The sequence below is a fragment of the Actinomyces wuliandei genome (assembly GCF_004010955.1).
GTDB classification, from domain to species: domain Bacteria; phylum Actinomycetota; class Actinomycetes; order Actinomycetales; family Actinomycetaceae; genus Actinomyces; species Actinomyces wuliandei.
This window is the reverse complement of sequence record NZ_CP025227.1, coordinates 1,510,766-1,526,103: the sequence shown is the minus strand read 5'-3', so window position 1 is coordinate 1,526,103 and position 15,338 is coordinate 1,510,766. Positions and strand designations below refer to the sequence as shown.

General features: G+C 69.0%; 14 protein-coding genes and 1 pseudogene. 12 read left to right on the top strand and 3 right to left on the bottom strand.

Annotated elements, in window-relative coordinates:
- Positions 1–73: 73 nt before the first annotated feature.
- Positions 74–637, top strand: a complete 564-nt coding sequence (gene efp / locus CWS50_RS06265; protein WP_127842098.1) for an elongation factor P — start codon at positions 74–76, stop codon at positions 635–637.
- A gap of 3 nt (positions 638–640) precedes the next feature.
- Positions 641–1,297 carry a transcription antitermination factor NusB gene (nusB, locus tag CWS50_RS06260; RefSeq protein WP_127842097.1) on the top strand — a complete coding sequence of 219 codons (657 nt, stop codon included), beginning with the start codon at positions 641–643 and terminating at the stop codon, positions 1,295–1,297.
- A 133-nt stretch (positions 1,298–1,430) separates the two neighbouring features.
- Here the strand turns inward: nusB and CWS50_RS06255 are convergent, their stop codons facing one another.
- Complete coding sequence (locus CWS50_RS06255; RefSeq protein ID WP_127842096.1) at positions 1,431–2,138, bottom strand: FMN-binding negative transcriptional regulator; 708 nt, start codon at positions 2,136–2,138, stop codon at positions 1,431–1,433.
- 242 nt (positions 2,139–2,380) lie between these two features.
- Between CWS50_RS06255 and pyrR the strand changes: the two genes are divergently transcribed.
- From pyrR to CWS50_RS06205, 10 genes are all read left to right on the top strand, one after another.
- Positions 2,381–3,034: a bifunctional pyr operon transcriptional regulator/uracil phosphoribosyltransferase PyrR gene (gene pyrR / locus CWS50_RS06250; protein WP_279221968.1), complete on the top strand. Its 654-nt coding sequence runs from the start codon at positions 2,381–2,383 to the stop codon at positions 3,032–3,034.
- Positions 3,031–4,032, top strand: a complete 1,002-nt coding sequence (locus CWS50_RS06245) for an aspartate carbamoyltransferase catalytic subunit (protein ID WP_127842095.1) — start codon at positions 3,031–3,033, stop codon at positions 4,030–4,032. Before pyrR ends, CWS50_RS06245 begins: the two co-directional genes overlap by 4 nt.
- Complete coding sequence (locus CWS50_RS06240; RefSeq protein ID WP_127842094.1) at positions 4,029–5,348, top strand: dihydroorotase; 1,320 nt, start codon at positions 4,029–4,031, stop codon at positions 5,346–5,348. The genes CWS50_RS06245 and CWS50_RS06240 overlap by 4 nt, the downstream gene beginning before the upstream one ends.
- 9 nt (positions 5,349–5,357) lie before the next feature.
- On the top strand, positions 5,358–6,251 hold the full coding sequence (gene pyrF / locus CWS50_RS06235) for an orotidine-5'-phosphate decarboxylase (protein WP_127842093.1): 894 nt from the start codon (positions 5,358–5,360) through the stop codon (positions 6,249–6,251).
- Positions 6,252–6,388: 137 nt separating this feature from the next.
- The gene (gene mihF / locus CWS50_RS06230; protein ID WP_127842092.1) at positions 6,389–6,700 is read left to right on the top strand and encodes an integration host factor, actinobacterial type; all 312 of its coding nucleotides are present in this window, start codon (positions 6,389–6,391) and stop codon (positions 6,698–6,700) included.
- 130 nt (positions 6,701–6,830) lie between these two features.
- Positions 6,831–7,430, top strand: coding sequence for a guanylate kinase (gene gmk / locus CWS50_RS06225; RefSeq protein WP_127842091.1), 600 nt, complete (start codon positions 6,831–6,833; stop codon positions 7,428–7,430).
- A gap of 44 nt (positions 7,431–7,474) precedes the next feature.
- On the top strand, positions 7,475–7,888 hold the full coding sequence (gene rpoZ, locus CWS50_RS06220) for a DNA-directed RNA polymerase subunit omega (protein ID WP_127842090.1): 414 nt from the start codon (positions 7,475–7,477) through the stop codon (positions 7,886–7,888).
- A 153-nt stretch (positions 7,889–8,041) separates the two neighbouring features.
- Entirely contained in the window at positions 8,042–9,427 is a 1,386-nt protein-coding gene (locus tag CWS50_RS06215) for a bifunctional phosphopantothenoylcysteine decarboxylase/phosphopantothenate synthase (RefSeq protein ID WP_127842089.1), read from the top strand.
- A 60-nt stretch (positions 9,428–9,487) separates the two neighbouring features.
- On the top strand, positions 9,488–10,696 hold the full coding sequence (metK, locus tag CWS50_RS06210; RefSeq protein WP_180342477.1) for a methionine adenosyltransferase: 1,209 nt from the start codon (positions 9,488–9,490) through the stop codon (positions 10,694–10,696).
- Positions 10,697–10,785: 89 nt separating this feature from the next.
- Positions 10,786–12,885 carry a primosomal protein N' family DNA-binding protein gene (locus tag CWS50_RS06205; RefSeq protein WP_164860091.1) on the top strand — a complete coding sequence of 700 codons (2,100 nt, stop codon included), beginning with the start codon at positions 10,786–10,788 and terminating at the stop codon, positions 12,883–12,885.
- Between the two features lie 430 nt (positions 12,886–13,315).
- Here the strand turns inward: CWS50_RS06205 and CWS50_RS13465 are convergent.
- Positions 13,316–13,543: pseudogene (locus CWS50_RS13465) on the bottom strand (TetR/AcrR family transcriptional regulator); the annotation flags it as partial.
- 209 nt (positions 13,544–13,752) lie between these two features.
- The gene (locus CWS50_RS06195) at positions 13,753–15,123 is read right to left on the bottom strand and encodes an MFS transporter (RefSeq protein ID WP_127842087.1); all 1,371 of its coding nucleotides are present in this window, start codon (positions 15,121–15,123) and stop codon (positions 13,753–13,755) included.
- Positions 15,124–15,338 lie beyond the last annotated feature (215 nt).

Here is a 15,338-nt window from a genome sequence, read left to right as displayed (position 1 = left end):
TTCTATCAAGACGCCATAGATCCTGAGACAAACCCTGAATAGACAGACCCTGACAGACAGTGAGGATGTGCTCGTGGCCACGACAAACGACTTGAAGAACGGCATGGTGCTCAACCTGGAGGGGCAGTTGTGGCAGGTGGTGGAGTTCCAGCACGTCAAGCCCGGTAAGGGGCCCGCCTTCGTGCGCACCAAGATCAAGAACGTGCTGTCGGGCAAGACGGTGGACAAGACCTTCAACGCCGGCCTCAAGGTGGACACGGCGACCGTCGACCGTCGTGACATGCAGTACTCCTACAAGGACGGTGACGACTTCGTCTTTATGGATGTCAAGACCTTCGACCAGGTCTACGTCCCGGCGGCGACCGTCGGGGAGGCCGCCACTTTCATGCTTGAGGGCCAGGACGTCACGGTCGCCTTCCACGAGGATGCTGTCCTGTTCGTCGAGCTTCCCCCCTCCGTGGTCCTCACGATCTCGCACACGGAGCCGGGCCTGCAGGGAGACCGCTCCTCCGCAGGCACCAAGCCGGCCACCGTCGAGACCGGTGCGGAGATCCAGGTGCCCCTGTTCCTCAACACCGGTGACAGGGTCAAGGTTGACACCCGTACCGGCTCCTACATCTCCCGCGTCACGGACTGACTGATGGCAGAGCCTGCTGCGCAGGGCTCCTCGCAACCAGCAGGAGCCGTGGCAGATGGTGACCGGTCTGGTGCCGGCACCCAGGGAGAGGGCACCGAGGACGGGACCCGGTCCGGGACGCCGTCCTCACGCCGCAGCAGGCGGGCCAGGCACGCGGTCACGGCGCGGACCAAGGCCAGGCGCCGGGCTGTGGAGATTCTCTTCGAGGCCGACCAGCGCGGGCTGATGGCGCGCACCGGCAGGGGAGCTCAGACCGCCGAGGGGGGTCTCCCTGACGCGGGCAGCCATGACGCCTCATACCATGACGCCTCGCGCAGGCTGAGGAGTTTTGCCGCGCAGCGGGCGGTCTACTCCGCCAACCACACCGAGGCGCCTGCCTACGCCCGACAGGTGGTGGAGGGGGTCTGCGACCACCTGGCAGACATTGACGAAGCCATCCAGACCTATGCCCAGGGGTGGGTGCTCGCACGTATGCCTGCCGTGGACCGGGCGATTGCCCGCGCAGCCACCTGGGAGATCATTTACAACGACGACGTCGATGTCCCGGTGGCGGTGGACGAGGCCGTGACGCTGGCCCGGCTGCTGTCGACCGAGGAGTCCCCGAGGTTCCTGAACGGCCTGCTGGGACGCATTGGCGACCTGGCGGACACGCTGCGCTGACAGCACGGCTGTCGGGGCGCACCCTGGACGCGTTGCGAGCCGGGGTGCGTCATCGCGGTACCGGGGGCTCTCACGACCGGTCCCAGCCCCGTACACCGGTGCCAGGTGCACCGGGACGGGCAGCCGGAATGATTCAGGAGCGCTCGGGGACGTCCTGCGGGGCTGCAAGACGCTGGGACCTCTCCTGCGCGCCGCGCGTGCGGCTGCGTAGGTGGTTGATCGTGGCAAAGCGCTCCTCGGCGTAAGGCAGGCTGACCTCCCGCAGGAACTCCACCAGCCGTGTCTGTCCTTGCTCCTCCAGGGCGGCGATCAGGCTGCGGATGTCGTCGGGGTGCCGGTTCTGGCTCATCTTGGCCTTGCCCGTCACGTGCTCGACCTGGACCTCCACGGCCACGATCGCCCGGGCCATCTTCTCCAGGCTGTCCTCGCCGACCCGGTCCAGGACCTCCCGGGGCTCCGTGCGCAGGGTCAGCTCGCGGGCCGCCCTGAGAGCAGCCGCAGGGCTCGGGTCCACCCGGATCCTCCCGGTGACGTGGACGGTGATGTAGTCCCAGGTAGGTACGTTTGCCTTGACCTCATTGGTGGCATACCACTTGGGAGCGACATAGGCGTCAGCCTCGTCCAGGATGACCAGCGCAGGTCCCAGGACTGGCGTGCGGACCTGCGGGTTGTTGCGTACCAGGTGCGTCACCAGCGTGTTGTGGTCCTGGTCGAGGTAGAAGGGGACCAGCGTGGCGGCGGGCCCGTCCGCGTGGACGGTCACGAGGTTGCCGGCACGCACCTGGGTGAGCAGACGGGCGGCGTACTCCTCGGGAAGCGCGAAGTGACGGGGGACGTGCATGCCGAGATGCTACCGGGGTTGCCGCCGGGCCACCACTGTCGCCCGGGCGGCGACGGCACTCGCGAGCACGGCTGCATCCGGTCCCCCCAGGAGATGGATCAGGAGGTGACGAGGTGGTACTTCAGGAGTGACACTGGTCTCTTCGGTGGTGCGGAAGGGTGCAGCGGTGGTAGCCGTGCTCTAGAGTAAGACCGACCGACATCCTTTAAGTCCGTCCAGCGAGGCGGGGAAGGAGGCCAGCAGTGGCCGAGCGTATGTCAGGCGCCGCAGGCGCACCGTCGCAAGGCAAGGAGATCCTTGGCCCGCCCGAGGTAGCCCGGTCCTTGTTCCGGATCGCCCACGAGGTGCTGGAGCGCAACAGCGGAACAGATGACATTGTCGTCCTCGGGATCCCCAGCGGCGGGGTGCCGCTGGCACAGAGGCTGGTGGCTGCGCTGGCAGCAGCCAGCCGGGGGGAGGACCAGGTAGACGTGTCCACGGAGGTCCCCGTGGGAACCCTGGACATCACTATGTACCGTGACGACTTGGGCCGCCACCCTATTCGGGTGCCTCAGCCCACCTCCGTGCCGGAGGGCGGTATCGACGGCAGGACTGTCGTCCTGGTTGACGACGTCCTCTACTCGGGCCGCACCATCCGGGCCGCCCTGGACGCGCTTGGTGCCCTGGGCCGCCCACGGGCCGTCCAGCTGGCCGTCCTGGTGGACCGGGGCCACCGCGAGCTGCCCATCAGGGCGGACTACGTGGGAAAGAACCTGCCTACCTCGCGCAGCGAGACGGTGGTGGTCAGCCTCACCGAGCTGGGCGCCGCCTCCGACTCCGTCGCTATTGTCCGTACGCCCTCATCGCCCGGCTCCCTGGGCCCGGCCAGCGTGCAGGCCCAGGAGGACAACCGATGAAGCACCTGCTCAGCGCCAAGGACCTCAGCCACGACGAGGCCGTGTCCTTCCTCGACACGGCCGAGACCATGGCAGCCACCCAGCGCCATGCCGTCAAGAAGCTTCCGACCCTGCGGGGCAAGACGGTGGTCAACCTCTTCTTCGAGGACTCCACCCGTACCCGGCTCTCCTTCGAGGCCGCTGCCAAGCGCCTGAGTGCCGACGTCATCAACTTCTCCGCCAAGGGCTCCAGCCTCTCCAAGGGGGAGTCCCTCAAGGACACCGCCCAGACGATCATGGCCATGGGCGCCGACGCGGTCGTCGTGCGCCACTCGGCCAGCGGTGCGGCGCACCTGCTGGCGCACGCGGGGTGGATCAGTGTCCCTGTGCTCAACGCCGGGGACGGCACCCACCAGCACCCTACCCAGGCGCTCCTGGACGCCATGACCCTGCGACGCTGGTACGCCCCCGGCCCCCGGGGAGGTCGGGGCGAGGGCGTGGACGGGTCCCCGGCGCCCCAGGGCCGTGACCTGGACGGGGCACGGGTCATTATCGTCGGGGACGTCCTCCACTCCCGGGTAGCCCGCTCTAACGTGGACCTGCTGAGCACGCTGGGAGCCCAGGTGACGCTCGTGGCTCCTTCCACGCTGCTGCCGGTCGGTATGGAGGACTGGCCCTGCCAGGTCTCCTACGACCTGGACGAGGCTATCGCCCGTATCCGTCCTGACGCCGTCATGATGCTGCGGGTGCAGCGTGAGCGCATGAGCGCTGCGGGCGGCGGGTTCTTCCCCAGCCCAGCCGAGTACTCTAGCGCCTTCGGCCTGGACCAGGCCCGGCGTGCTGCCATGCCCGACCACGCCATCGTTATGCACCCCGGCCCCATGAACCGCGGTCTGGAGATCACCGCAGGGGCCGCCGACGACCCGCGCTCACGCATCATCGAGCAGGTCGGCAACGGCGTGTCCGTGCGCATGGCCGCCCTCTACCTCCTCCTCGCCGACGAAGGGAACCAGCTGTGACCTCCCACCTCCTGAGCAGAGTCCGCCCCTACGGCGAGGACCCGACTGACATCCTCCTGGCCGACGGCACGATCGCGGCGGTCGGCCCTGAGGCCTCGGCCCGGGCGTCTGAGGACACCGTGCGCCACGACCTGGAGGGGCTGGTCGCCCTGCCTGGCCTGGTCGACATCCACACCCACCTGCGTGAGCCCGGGGGCGAGTCGGCGGAGACGGTCTTCACCGGCACCCGTGCGGCCGCCGTCGGCGGCTACACCGCCGTGTTCGCCATGGCCAACACCACTCCCGTCCAGGACAGCGCCGGGGTTGTCGAGCAGGTCCTGCGCCTCGGCAGGGAGGCAGGGTGGGTGGATGTCCACCCGGTGGGCGCCGTGTCTGCCGGCCTCAAGGGCGACCGCCTGTCCGACATGGGGGCGATGGCCCGCTCAGCCGCCCGTGTCCGTGTCTTCTCCGACGACGGCAGGTGCGTGTCCGACCCTGTCCTCATGCGTCGCGCCCTGGAGTACGTCAAGTCCTTCGACGGCGTCATCGCCCAGCACGCCCAGGACCCTCGCCTGACCGAGGGCGCCCAGATGCACGAGGGCGCCGTGTCCGCCGAGCTGGGCCTACGAGGCTGGCCTGCGGTAGCAGAGGAGTCCGTCATCGCCCGTGACGTCCTCCTGGCCGAGCACGTGGGTAGCCGCCTGCACGTGTGCCACCTGTCCACAGCGGGCAGTGTCGACATCATCCGCTGGGCCAAGGCCCGTGGCATCAGCGTCACTGCGGAGGTCACCCCGCACCACCTCCTCCTGACCGACGAGATGGCGCGCACCTACTCGCCGCTGTACAAGGTCAACCCACCGCTGCGTACCCAGGCCGATGTCGAGGCCGTGCGCCAGGCCTTGGCCGACGGGACCATTGACGTGGTCGGCACCGACCACGCCCCCCACCCCCTGGAGGACAAGGACTGCGAGTGGGCGGCGGGAGCCTTTGGCATGACGGGCCTGGAGACAGCGCTCAGCGTGGTCATCAAGACCATGGTCTCCACCGGTCGTATGGGGTGGCGGGACCTCGCCCGCGTCATGTCCACCGCTCCGGCCCGCATCGGTCGCCTGGCTGACCAGGGCCAGGACCTGAGACCTGGTGCCGCCGCCAATGTCACGGTCGTGGACCCGGACGTGCGCCGCACCGTGGACGGCACGGCGCAGTGGACCAACTCGGACAACACCCCCTACGCGGGGACGGAGCTGCCTGGCCAGGTGCGGGCGACCTTCCTGCACGGGCGGCCTACCGTCCTGGACGGCGTACCGGTGGCGGCTGCGGACGGCTCTGGGCAGTGAGCGCACGCCATGAGCGCAGCAGGTCGTGATCCGCGTCGCCGTCCCGCACGTCCGCCCTTCGGGGTCAGGCTGGCCCAGGCCATGGCAGAGCGCGGCCCCGTGTGCGTGGGTATCGACCCGCACCCAGGCCTCCTGGAGGCCTGGGGGCTGGCGGACTCCCCTGTCGGCCTGCGCGACTTCTCCCTGCGGGTGGTGGAGGCCGTCTCCGGCCGCGTGGCTGCCGTCAAGCCGCAGGCTGCCTTCTTTGAGCGCCACGGCTCTGCGGGGGTGGCGGTGCTGGAGGAGGTCCTGCAAGCGCTGAGGGACGCCGGGACCTTGTCCATCCTTGATGTCAAGCGGGGCGACATCGGCTCCACGATGGGGGCCTACGCCCAGGCCTACCTGGATGAGGACGCCCCTGCTGCGGCTGACGCGATCACAGTCTCGCCCTATCTGGGCTACGGATCGCTCGCCCCGGCGCTGGACCTTGCCTCCGCCACGGGCAGGGGAGTGTTTGTGCTGGCACTGACCTCCAACCCGGAGGGAGCTGAGGTCCAGCACGCGCGCAGCAGCGACGCGCGCTCAGTGGCGGCGGGTGTCGTCGAGGCTGTGGCCCGGTCGAACGCTGCCGCTGACAAGGCGGGCTACCTGGGCAGTGTCGGCCTGGTGGTGGGGGCCACGACCGGTGGCGCCGTGCGGGACCTGGGGATTGACCTGGCCTCAGCCAACGCGGCACTGCTAGCCCCCGGCGTAGGGGCTCAGGGAGCGGGGGCCGCAGAGCTGCGGAGCGTCTTCGGCAGGGTGCGGCGCCGGGTCCTGGCCTCGACGTCGCGCGCAGTCCTGCAGGCGGGGCCTCAGGTGTCCGGGCTGCGACGGGCGGCGGGGCAGACCCGTGAGGCAGTCGCTGCCGCGCTGGCCTGCTGAGGGGCTGACGCCGCACTTCACTGCTCTGTGCCTGGCTAAGGCACGATGCCGGGCCTGCGAGGTTGTTCCGTGTGCGCCGACGTCACGTCCGTCGTATCCTTGTGTTTCAGGTCACTGAAGCGGGAGGGAGGGGGACGATGGCGTTTCCGGAGCTGACCCCGGAGCAGAGGGCTGCCGCCCTGGAGAAGGCCGCAGCGGCGCGACTACGACGCGCCGAGGTCAAGTCAGTGCTCAAGAGCGGCAGGCTGAGTCTGTCGCGCTTCCTGGCGGACGCCCAGGATGACAAGGCCCTGGGACGGATGAAGGTCAGGACACTGTTGCTGTCCTTGCCACGTGTGGGGGAGACGACGGCCGACACCGTTCTGGAGGAGGTCGGTATCGCCCCGACGAGGCGGGTGCGTGGTCTGGGCTCTCAGCAGCGTGCCGAGTTGATCAGACGCTTTGGCTGAGACGACAGGGACGACTGCCCTTGGGGGGCGTCTCACGGTCTGCCGCTCCTGTCAGGCTCCCGCCGGGAGGCGCGGCAGACCCCCGCCGTGCTGGCTGGTACGAGCCTGCCCGGTGAGCCATGATGTGCCCATGACTGATGCTGCCGCCCCGGCGCCTGCTGCCACCTTACCGAGGTCGGCCCGCCTGACCGTCCTGGCCGGGCCGACTGCGGTCGGCAAGGGGACTGTCGTGGCTGAGCTGCGTCGTCGTCATCCTGATCTCTTCGTGTCGGTCTCGGCGACGACACGTCGTCCTCGTCCTGGTGAGGTGGACGGCGTGCACTATTACTTCGTGTCCGAGGAGGACTTCAATGCCCTGGTCACCACAGGGCAGATGCTGGAGTGGGCGCAGGTCCACGGGCGCTTCCGGTACGGGACTCCCCGGGGGCCGGTCGAGGAGCAGCTGAGGGCCGGGCGTCCCGCCCTGCTGGAGATCGACCTGGCGGGTGCCCGTCAGGTCCGGGTCGCGATGCCTCAGGCCCGGCTTGTCTTCCTGCTGCCGCCCAGCTGGGAGGAGCTCATGAGCAGGCTGACCCGACGCGGCACCGAGGACCGTCGGGAGCAGGAGCGCCGCCTGCTGACAGCCCGTACGGAGATGGACGCCGCAGGGGAGTTCGACTACACGGTCGTCAACGACACCGTGTCACGTGCCACGAGCGAGCTGGAGGCCCTCATGGGCCTGGGAGAGTAGACTATTCGGTTGCAGTACCGTCGTGACAGAACTGGAGCCGCGCCATGCTCGGAACCTCCCCGCAGCCCGAGGGCATCACCAATCCACCGATTGACGACCTCCTGGACAAGGTCGACTCCAAGTACGGGCTCGTCGTGGAGGCCGCCAAGCGCGCACGCCAGATCAACGCCTACACCCAGCAGTTGGAGGACAACCAGATGGAGTTCTTCGGCCCGCTCGTCGAGGCCGAGCTGGAGGAGAAGTCACTGGGCATCGCCCTGCGGGAGATCGCCGAGGACAAGCTGGAAGTCATCCCCGGGGACGTGGCGCGTGCCCGCCGCGCTGAGGCTGAGGAGGCCCGGCGGGCGGCAGAGGCGGACATGTTTGCCGACATCGACCTGGACACCCCCGTCTCACTGACAGGGGCGGAGGACCCAGAGGCGGGTGACGTCACCAGTCTTGAGGACATTCAGTTCTGATCCCGGGCACGCTCCCGGCACGGTGTTACCGGTACCGGCTGCTGGTACCACGCTGCCAGGGCTGTCGGAACCGGGAGACTGGCAGGACGATGCTGGTAGGACAGGGAGCCGGGCGAGGAGACTAGTGGGAAGGTCCTCGGAGGTGACGGCGCGGTGACAGGACCCGGGGCTCGGCGGGTGGTGGTCGGTGTCGCCGGATCTGTTGCAGCCTACAAGGCGCCGTCTGTGATTCGTGGCCTGAGGCAGGCTGGGTACGAGGTCCGCACGGTGGCCACGCAGGCGGCCCTGAGGTTTATCGGCGAGTCAGCCCTGGCGGCGGTGTCAGGTGGTCCGGTGTCCAGCGGGCTCTTTGACGACCCTGCGGCTGTCGAGCACGTGGGTGTGGCTGAGTGGGCCGAGCTTGTCCTGGTCGCCCCGGCCTCCGCCGACCTCATCGCCCGGGTCCGAGCGGGCAGGGCGGACGACCTGCTCACTGCCACCATCCTGGCCACGACCGCACCGGTGGTCCTGGCTCCGGCCATGCACACGCAGATGTGGCGCAACCCGGCGACGTCGGACAACGTCGCGGTGCTGCGTCGCCGTGGGGTGCAGGTGATCGAGCCGGACTCGGGGCCTCTGACCGGCGGGGACTGGGGAGTCGGCCGTCTGCCGGAGGCTGAGCGCGTGATCCGCGAGGCCGTGGCGGCTCTGGACCACACTGCACCGAGTGGCGCGGACGTCCAGGACTCCCAGGAGCCTGCTAGCACCTCCTGGGCGACGCCAGCCGACCTGGCTGCGGGTACCCGGTTAGTGGCACCGTCGACAGCACGGTCGACAGCACCGTCAGCGGCACTGCGGGGGCGTTACGTACTGGTGACGGCGGGGGGGACACGGGAGCCCCTTGATCCCGTGCGGTTCCTGGGCAACCGCTCCTCGGGCCGCCAGGGCTGTGCCCTGGCGGCGGCTGCATCCGCACGGGGCGCGCAGGTCACCCTGGTCCAGGCCCATGTGGAGCAGGCCGTTCTGGACACGCTGCCGGGCAGCGTACGTGTCCTGGAGACGGGCACTGCTGTCGAGATGGAGCGGGTCGTGTGCCAGGAGGCGCGAGACGCGGACGTCGTGGTCATGGCGGCGGCCGTGGCCGACATGCGTCCTGCCAGCGTCTCGGCGACCAAGCTCAAGAAGAGCCTCCCGAAGCCAGAAGGCGGGAAGCCTGCGGGGCTGACGACGGTGGAGCTTGTCGAGAACCCCGATATCCTGGCTGGCCTGGTCTCTGACCCGCCCCGACCGGGCCAGCTCCTGGTCGGCTTTGCTGCCGAGACCGGTGACAGCCACCAGGACGCTCTTGCCCACGGCAGGGCCAAGGCCCGTCGGAAGGGGGCGCACCTGATGGCGGTCAACGTGGTGGGGGACGGCCTGGGGTTCGGGGACGTCCCTAACGCCGTCGTCGTGCTGGACCACCGGGGGCACGAGGTGACCCGCGCGCAGGGCTCCAAGACCCAGGTTGCTGAGGCCCTGGTTGACCTGGTCGTGCAGCGCCTGTCTGCGAGCGGGCGGTAGCGGCAGGACCAGCGGCCCGACTACCGGTCCGTGCCCGTGGGAAGTGGTTAGGATTGGCTGGTGAAGTCAACGGTGCGGCTCTTTACGTCCGAGTCGGTTACAGAAGGTCACCCGGACAAGGTTTGTGACCGCGTCTCGGACGCCATCCTGGACGCCATCCTGGAGCAGGATCCTGATGCCCGGGTGGCGGTGGAGACCATGGTGACGACCGGGCTGGTCCACGTGGCCGGAGAGGTGACCACTGAGCACGCCTACGTGGAGATCCCCGAGATCGTCCGCTCAGAGATCTCCAGGATCGGCTACACCTCCTCCCAGGTGTGCTTCGACGCGGGATCGTGCGGTGTCTCGGTGTCGATCGGTCAGCAGTCCCCGGACATCGCCGCCGGGGTGGAGACCTCCTTGCAGGCGCGTGAGGGCGGCAACGGTCCGGCCGACCCCCTGGACCTCCAGGGCGCGGGGGACCAGGGGCTCATGTTCGGCTACGCCTGTGACGAGACCTCGGTCCTCATGCCCACCCCCATCCACCTTGCCCACCGCATGGCGCAACGACTGGCTGAGGTGCGCAAGAAGGGGATCGTGGAGGGTCTGCGCCCGGACGGCAAGACCCAGGTGACAGTCGGCTACGAGGCAGACCGCCCGGTCAGCCTGGAGACGGTCGTGGTCTCTGCCCAGCACGACCAGGACCGCACCCGAGCCTGGCTCACCGACGCCTTGACCACCCAGGTCGTGGCCCCGGTCCTTCAGGAGCAGGCAGAGCAGGGGCTTGACCTGGCCGCAGACGACACGGAGATTCTGGTCAACCCGTCCGGCCAGTTCGTGGTAGGCGGGCCGGCAGGCGACGCCGGGCTTACCGGCCGCAAGATCATCGTGGACACCTACGGGGGCATGGCCCGTCACGGCGGCGGGGCGTTCTCCGGGAAGGACCCTTCCAAGGTCGACCGCTCGGCTGCCTACGCCGTGCGGTGGGTCGCCAAGAACGTGGTGGCAGCGGGCCTGGCCCGGCGCTGCGAGGTCCAGGTCGCCTACGCCATCGGCTCGGCTCGTCCTGTCGGCCTCTACCTGGAGACCTTCGGCACGCAGACCGTGCCAACGCAGCGTATCGCCTCGGCTGTCGAGGAGGTCTTCGACCTCCGCCCGGCCGCTATCGTGCGTGACCTTGACCTGCGGCGTCCGATCTACGCCTCCACCAGCGCGTACGGCCACTTCGGCCGCTCCGGGTTCACCTGGGAGAGGCTTGACCGTACCCAGGAGCTTCTCCGCGCCGTCTAGCCTGTCCAGCTACGATGACCGGACCGTGCGGTGGGAGTTGACGTGCTGGCACGATAAGCTGCGGTGAAGCGCGGTAAAGGAGGCCCCTCATGGACGTGGTCGGTGACGTGGCCGGGAGCGCGCCCAGCCAGGAGGTGCAGCGGACCGGCTCTCAGGGGGAGCTGCTCAGCGTGCCGCGTGGTCGTAGTCGTCCGGTACAGGTGCCTGGTACCGGGCTTCCTGTGGCCCGGGTGCTTCTGGACTCCCCGGTCCCGCACCTGGACCGGACCTTCGACTACAGCGTCCCTGACGCCATGAGGGAGGAGGCGGTGCCCGGGACGCGGGTCGTGGTCCGCTTCGGTGGCCAGGAGATGCGTGGCTGGGTCTGGGAACGTGCCGATACCACCACGCACCTGGGACACCTGGCACCCCTGCGTCGTGTGGTCTCGGACCTGTCAGTGCTGCCAGCCGCGTCCCGGCGGCTGGTGGAGGCTGTGGCAGCACGGAGCGCCGGGGTGCGCTCCGACGTGGTCCGGCTGGCACTGCCCCCACGGCACGCAGCGACGGAACACCTGGAGCGGACGTCGCCAGCCCCGGCGGGGTACCCAACATGGACGGCGCCGTCGTCCGACGGCACCTGGGGGGTCTACGACGGTGGTGCCCAGTTCCTTGCCGACCTGGCTGCGGGCGGTTTTCCGCGGGCAGGGTGGTGCGCGCTGCCCCGGCGAGAAGGTGTCAGCCCGGCGTGGCAGCACTGTGTGACAGTGGCTGCCCAGGCGAGCCTGGCCGGTGGCAGAGGTGTGCTTGTGGTGGTAGCCACCACGGGGCAGGCGGAGGCTGTCGCCGACACGTTGGGACGCGAGCTCCCGGGGGAGCCGGTTGCGATCCTGTCCGCCGAGCACGGGACCGCGCGGCGGTACCGTGCCTTCCTCCAGGTTCTGCTGGGACGTGCCCGTGTCGTGGTGGGAACCCGTTCGGCGGCGTTCGCTCCTGTGGCTGACCTGGGACTGGCCGTCGTGTGGGACGACGGCGACAGCCGCCTTGAGGAGCGCCACGCCCCCTACGTGCAGGCGCGAACCGTGCTGGCACTACGCTCCTCCCTGGAGGGATCCGGTCTTCTTCTGGCAGGCTACTCACGTTCTGCGGAGACACAGGCCCTGGTTGACCGGGGGTGGTGTACCGAGCTGTCGGTGCCTCGCGCGGTAGCCCGTCGTGCGGCACCCCTGATCGAGGTCCCAGGTGCCCCCGAGCTCGAGGCCGAGGGTGCCTCCGGTACCGCCCGGGTGCCGTCCCTGGCGCACCGTGCCCTGGCCTCGGCACTGAGAGAAGGGCCTGTGCTCGTCCAGGTGCCGCGAAGTGGGTACGCACCGGTGGTCGCCTGTCTGCAGTGCCGTGAGGTCGCCCGCTGCCCTCACTGCTCAGGACCTCTGGCCATGTCGCGCGGGGGGCGCACCGCCTGCCGCTGGTGTGCCCGTCCGGTCGGGCGGTGGCGGTGCCCGCAGTGCGGTGGGACGAGGCTTCGGATGGTCAGCGTCGGCTCCTCCCGTACTGGTGAGGAGCTGGGTCGGGCCTTTCCCCAGGTCCCCGTCCTGGTCTCAGGCACCAGGGAGGACCACGGTGTGGTTGGCACCGTGGGGCCACGGCCGCGGATCGTCGTGGCGACGCCCGGTGCCGAGCCTGCGGCCGACGGTGGCTACCGGGCAGTGCTGATCCTCGATGGCGCGGTCATCTCCAGCCGCCCCGACCTGGGGGCGGCCCACGAGGCGCTCCGCCTGTGGACGGGGGCGGCGGTCCTTGCCGCGCCCGGGGCACGGGTTGTCCTTCTTGGGCGTCCGGCCCCGGCCGTGGCCCAGGCATTCCTGCGGTGGGACCATGTCGGCTTCGCTCGCCGTGAGCTCAGGGAACGTGAGGAGCTCCATCTTCCTCCCGCGTGGAGGGCTGCACGGCTCGACGGGCACGAGCGGTCCGTGGAGGACTTTCTCGCCCAGGCGCAGGCGCAGGGTTTCGAGACCTTGGGACCGGTGCTGCTGGGACCGGTGGGGGAGAGCGCAGGTGACGGCGGGGCGGGGGAGGCCAGGGCGCTTATCCGTTGCCCTGCCTCCAGGGGGTCCGAGCTCTCTGCGATGCTGCGCCACCATCTTCGGGAGAGGTCAGTTCGTCGTCGTGAGGACCCTGTTCGTGTCGAGCTGGACCCGACCTTCCTGTGGTAGGTCCTGGTGTGGCCGACCGTGTTGCGGGACCCGGCTGCGCCCAGGTTGTCAGCTGGGAGAGCAGCGTGGTAGCCGTCGCCTTGACGTCTCGGCCCTCGCTGAGCGCAGTGACTGCGGCACCGTCCACGACGGCGATGACCATCTCGGGCTCCATAGGGCTGCCGAGGTGCTGCAGCACCCTGCCGACAGCGGTGTTGAGACGCTGACGACCCTGCCGGTAGGCCTGCTCCACAGGCTCGACCTTGCCCGCTCCGATGAGCTGGAGGTAGTGGCCTAGGTAGCGTCCGTGGCTGGGCAGGGTCGCCTGGAGCAGGAGCTCGATCCGTCGCTCGGAGCCGGGGACCTCACCCAGGGCCTCCACGTAGTCGGCGACGCGCTCAGCGCGCGAGGCCCACAGGCCGATGTTGAGCAGACCTGCCTGGTGGAGGAGGTCGTCGAGCCCATCGAAGTAGTAGGTGGTTGCGGACAGCGAGCACCCGGCCCGCCTGGCTACGCTGCGGTGGCTCACGGCAGAAGGACCTGCCTCACGGATGAGAGCGGCAGCGGCCTCAACAATGGCCTGCTTGCGGTCCTCCCCACGCGAGGTGTTGCCTGCCTCTGGCCGTGTGCTCCATGAGCAGGCCGCGCCAGCCTGCGCTCCTGGTCCGGTACCGGTCATGACGGGCTCCTTGGCTGAGACGGTGATGGCGCACCAAGACGGTGTCGGTGCTGCAGCCCCATTTCTATCGAATTATATCGATAGTATGACACTGTGTCTGGTGTGTCTGCCTCGGCCAGGCGGGACAGAGGTGCTCCGTAAGTGCTGAGACAGGCCGCGCCCGTGCCGCTGCCTGTCTCCCTGCCCGTGTGGTATCTCCGGGGACGGCTCTACGACTGGCCTCCACCGACCTGCGTGAGCTCGGATCCGTGGAGGGTGCGCGACATGCCGATCGCCACCAGGGCAGCCAGGGAGACGACGGTGAGGTAGACCGCTGGTGCCAGACCCGACCCGGTGGCCCTGATGAGCCAGGTGACGATGAAGGGGGTCGTGCCCCCGAGGATCGCGTTGGCGCCGTTAAAGGACAGGGCGAATCCGGAGTAGCGCACGCTGGTGGGGAAGGACTCAGCCAGGAAGGTTGCCAGCGTCCCGTCGTTGGCCGTGAGGATGACGGCGAAGACGATCTGGCACGCGATGATGACCAGCAGGCTCCCTGAGGCGTTCATCATGACGATGAACAGCGGCACCGTGAGCACGATGAAGGCGGCACACGCTGCGATGAGCATCCTGCGGCGCCCGAAGGAGTCCGACAGATGCCCCATGAGGAAGATGGAGCCGATGTAGACGACGAGCATGACGGAGGTGGCCATCGTGGCGGTGTCCTGGGAGAAGCCCAGCTCCTCGTGGACGTAGGTGGGCATGTAGGTCAGCAGCATGTAGAAGGCGACGGCGTTGAGGCAGGAGACGCCGAAGGTGATGAGGGTCTCGCGCTTGTGGTGGGCCAGCAGCTCACGCAGCGGCTCCACCCACCGTGTCCCACGTCGGCCGGGGGCTGTCTGCGCGTCCTCGGTCGTCATGTCCTCAACCATGGACTGGTACACGGGGGAGTCCTCCAGGTGCACACGGATATAGCGCCCAACGAGCCCCAGGGGCCCGGCCAGGAGGAAGGGGAGGCGCCATCCCCAGGAGGACATCGCCGCGTCGTCGAGGAGCACGAACATGCCGGAGACCATGAGGGAGCCAGCCAGCAGCCCGCACGCGGTCGAGGCCGGGACCAGGCTGGTGTACATCCCGCGTCGGCTGGTGGGGGCGTACTCCGCGAGGAAGGTGCCGGCACCGGCGTACTCCCCGGAGGCGGAGAAGCCCTGGACCATGCGCAGCAGGAGCAGGCCCACCGCCGAGGCGAGGCCGGTCGTGGCGTAGCCGGGAAGCAGGCCGATGAGGAACGTGGAGCCAGACATCAGGAGGATGGACCACGACAGTGCCCACCTGCGCCCTCTGCGGTCGCCCCACGCCCCCCACACCACTGCGCCGACTGGCCGCAGCACGAAGGACATGGCAAACACGGCGAAAGAGGACATGATCTGTACTGACTCGTCGCTCTCGGGAAAGAAGACCCTGCCGATCACGACGGCCAGGTACCCGTAGGAGGCGTAGTCGAACCACTCGATAAAGTTACCGATAAAACTTGCTGTCGCCGCCTTTCTTAAGGCTTGGGCGCGCTTGTCGTGCGTGTCGGCACGTGTTGTGGGCTCAGTCATGTTGACGCTGGTCTCCGGTGTCTGGGGCGTCCGGTCGCGACATGGGGCCGTACGGGCGGGGAAGGTTGTCCGTGCGTCAATTTCGCGGCGGCGCCTAATGGGTGAAGTCCGTCATACTATAGCGTATGACCCCGTGCCAGAGCCCAAGACTTGCCGTAAGTGCCCAGGGCATTCCGGATACCCTATTGGGCTGTGGTGGGCGGCGTCAGCCCCAG

Excerpts from the sequence above, each read along its gene's own strand:
- mihF (WP_127842092.1), top strand. The coding sequence starts at position 6,389 with ATGGCGTTTCCGGAGCTGACCCCGGAGCAGAGGGCTGCCGCCCTGGAG.
- gmk (WP_127842091.1), top strand. The coding sequence starts at position 6,831 with ATGACTGATGCTGCCGCCCCGGCGCCTGCTGCCACCTTACCGAGGTCG.
- pyrF (WP_127842093.1), top strand. The coding sequence starts at position 5,358 with ATGAGCGCAGCAGGTCGTGATCCGCGTCGCCGTCCCGCACGTCCGCCC.
- CWS50_RS06195 (WP_127842087.1), bottom strand. The coding sequence starts at position 15,123 with ATGACTGAGCCCACAACACGTGCCGACACGCACGACAAGCGCGCCCAA.
- CWS50_RS06205 (WP_164860091.1), top strand. The coding sequence starts at position 10,786 with ATGGACGTGGTCGGTGACGTGGCCGGGAGCGCGCCCAGCCAGGAGGTG.
- rpoZ (WP_127842090.1), top strand. The coding sequence starts at position 7,475 with ATGCTCGGAACCTCCCCGCAGCCCGAGGGCATCACCAATCCACCGATT.
- CWS50_RS06245 (WP_127842095.1), top strand. The coding sequence starts at position 3,031 with ATGAAGCACCTGCTCAGCGCCAAGGACCTCAGCCACGACGAGGCCGTG.
- CWS50_RS06255 (WP_127842096.1), bottom strand. The coding sequence starts at position 2,138 with ATGCACGTCCCCCGTCACTTCGCGCTTCCCGAGGAGTACGCCGCCCGT.
- nusB (WP_127842097.1), top strand. The coding sequence starts at position 641 with ATGGCAGAGCCTGCTGCGCAGGGCTCCTCGCAACCAGCAGGAGCCGTG.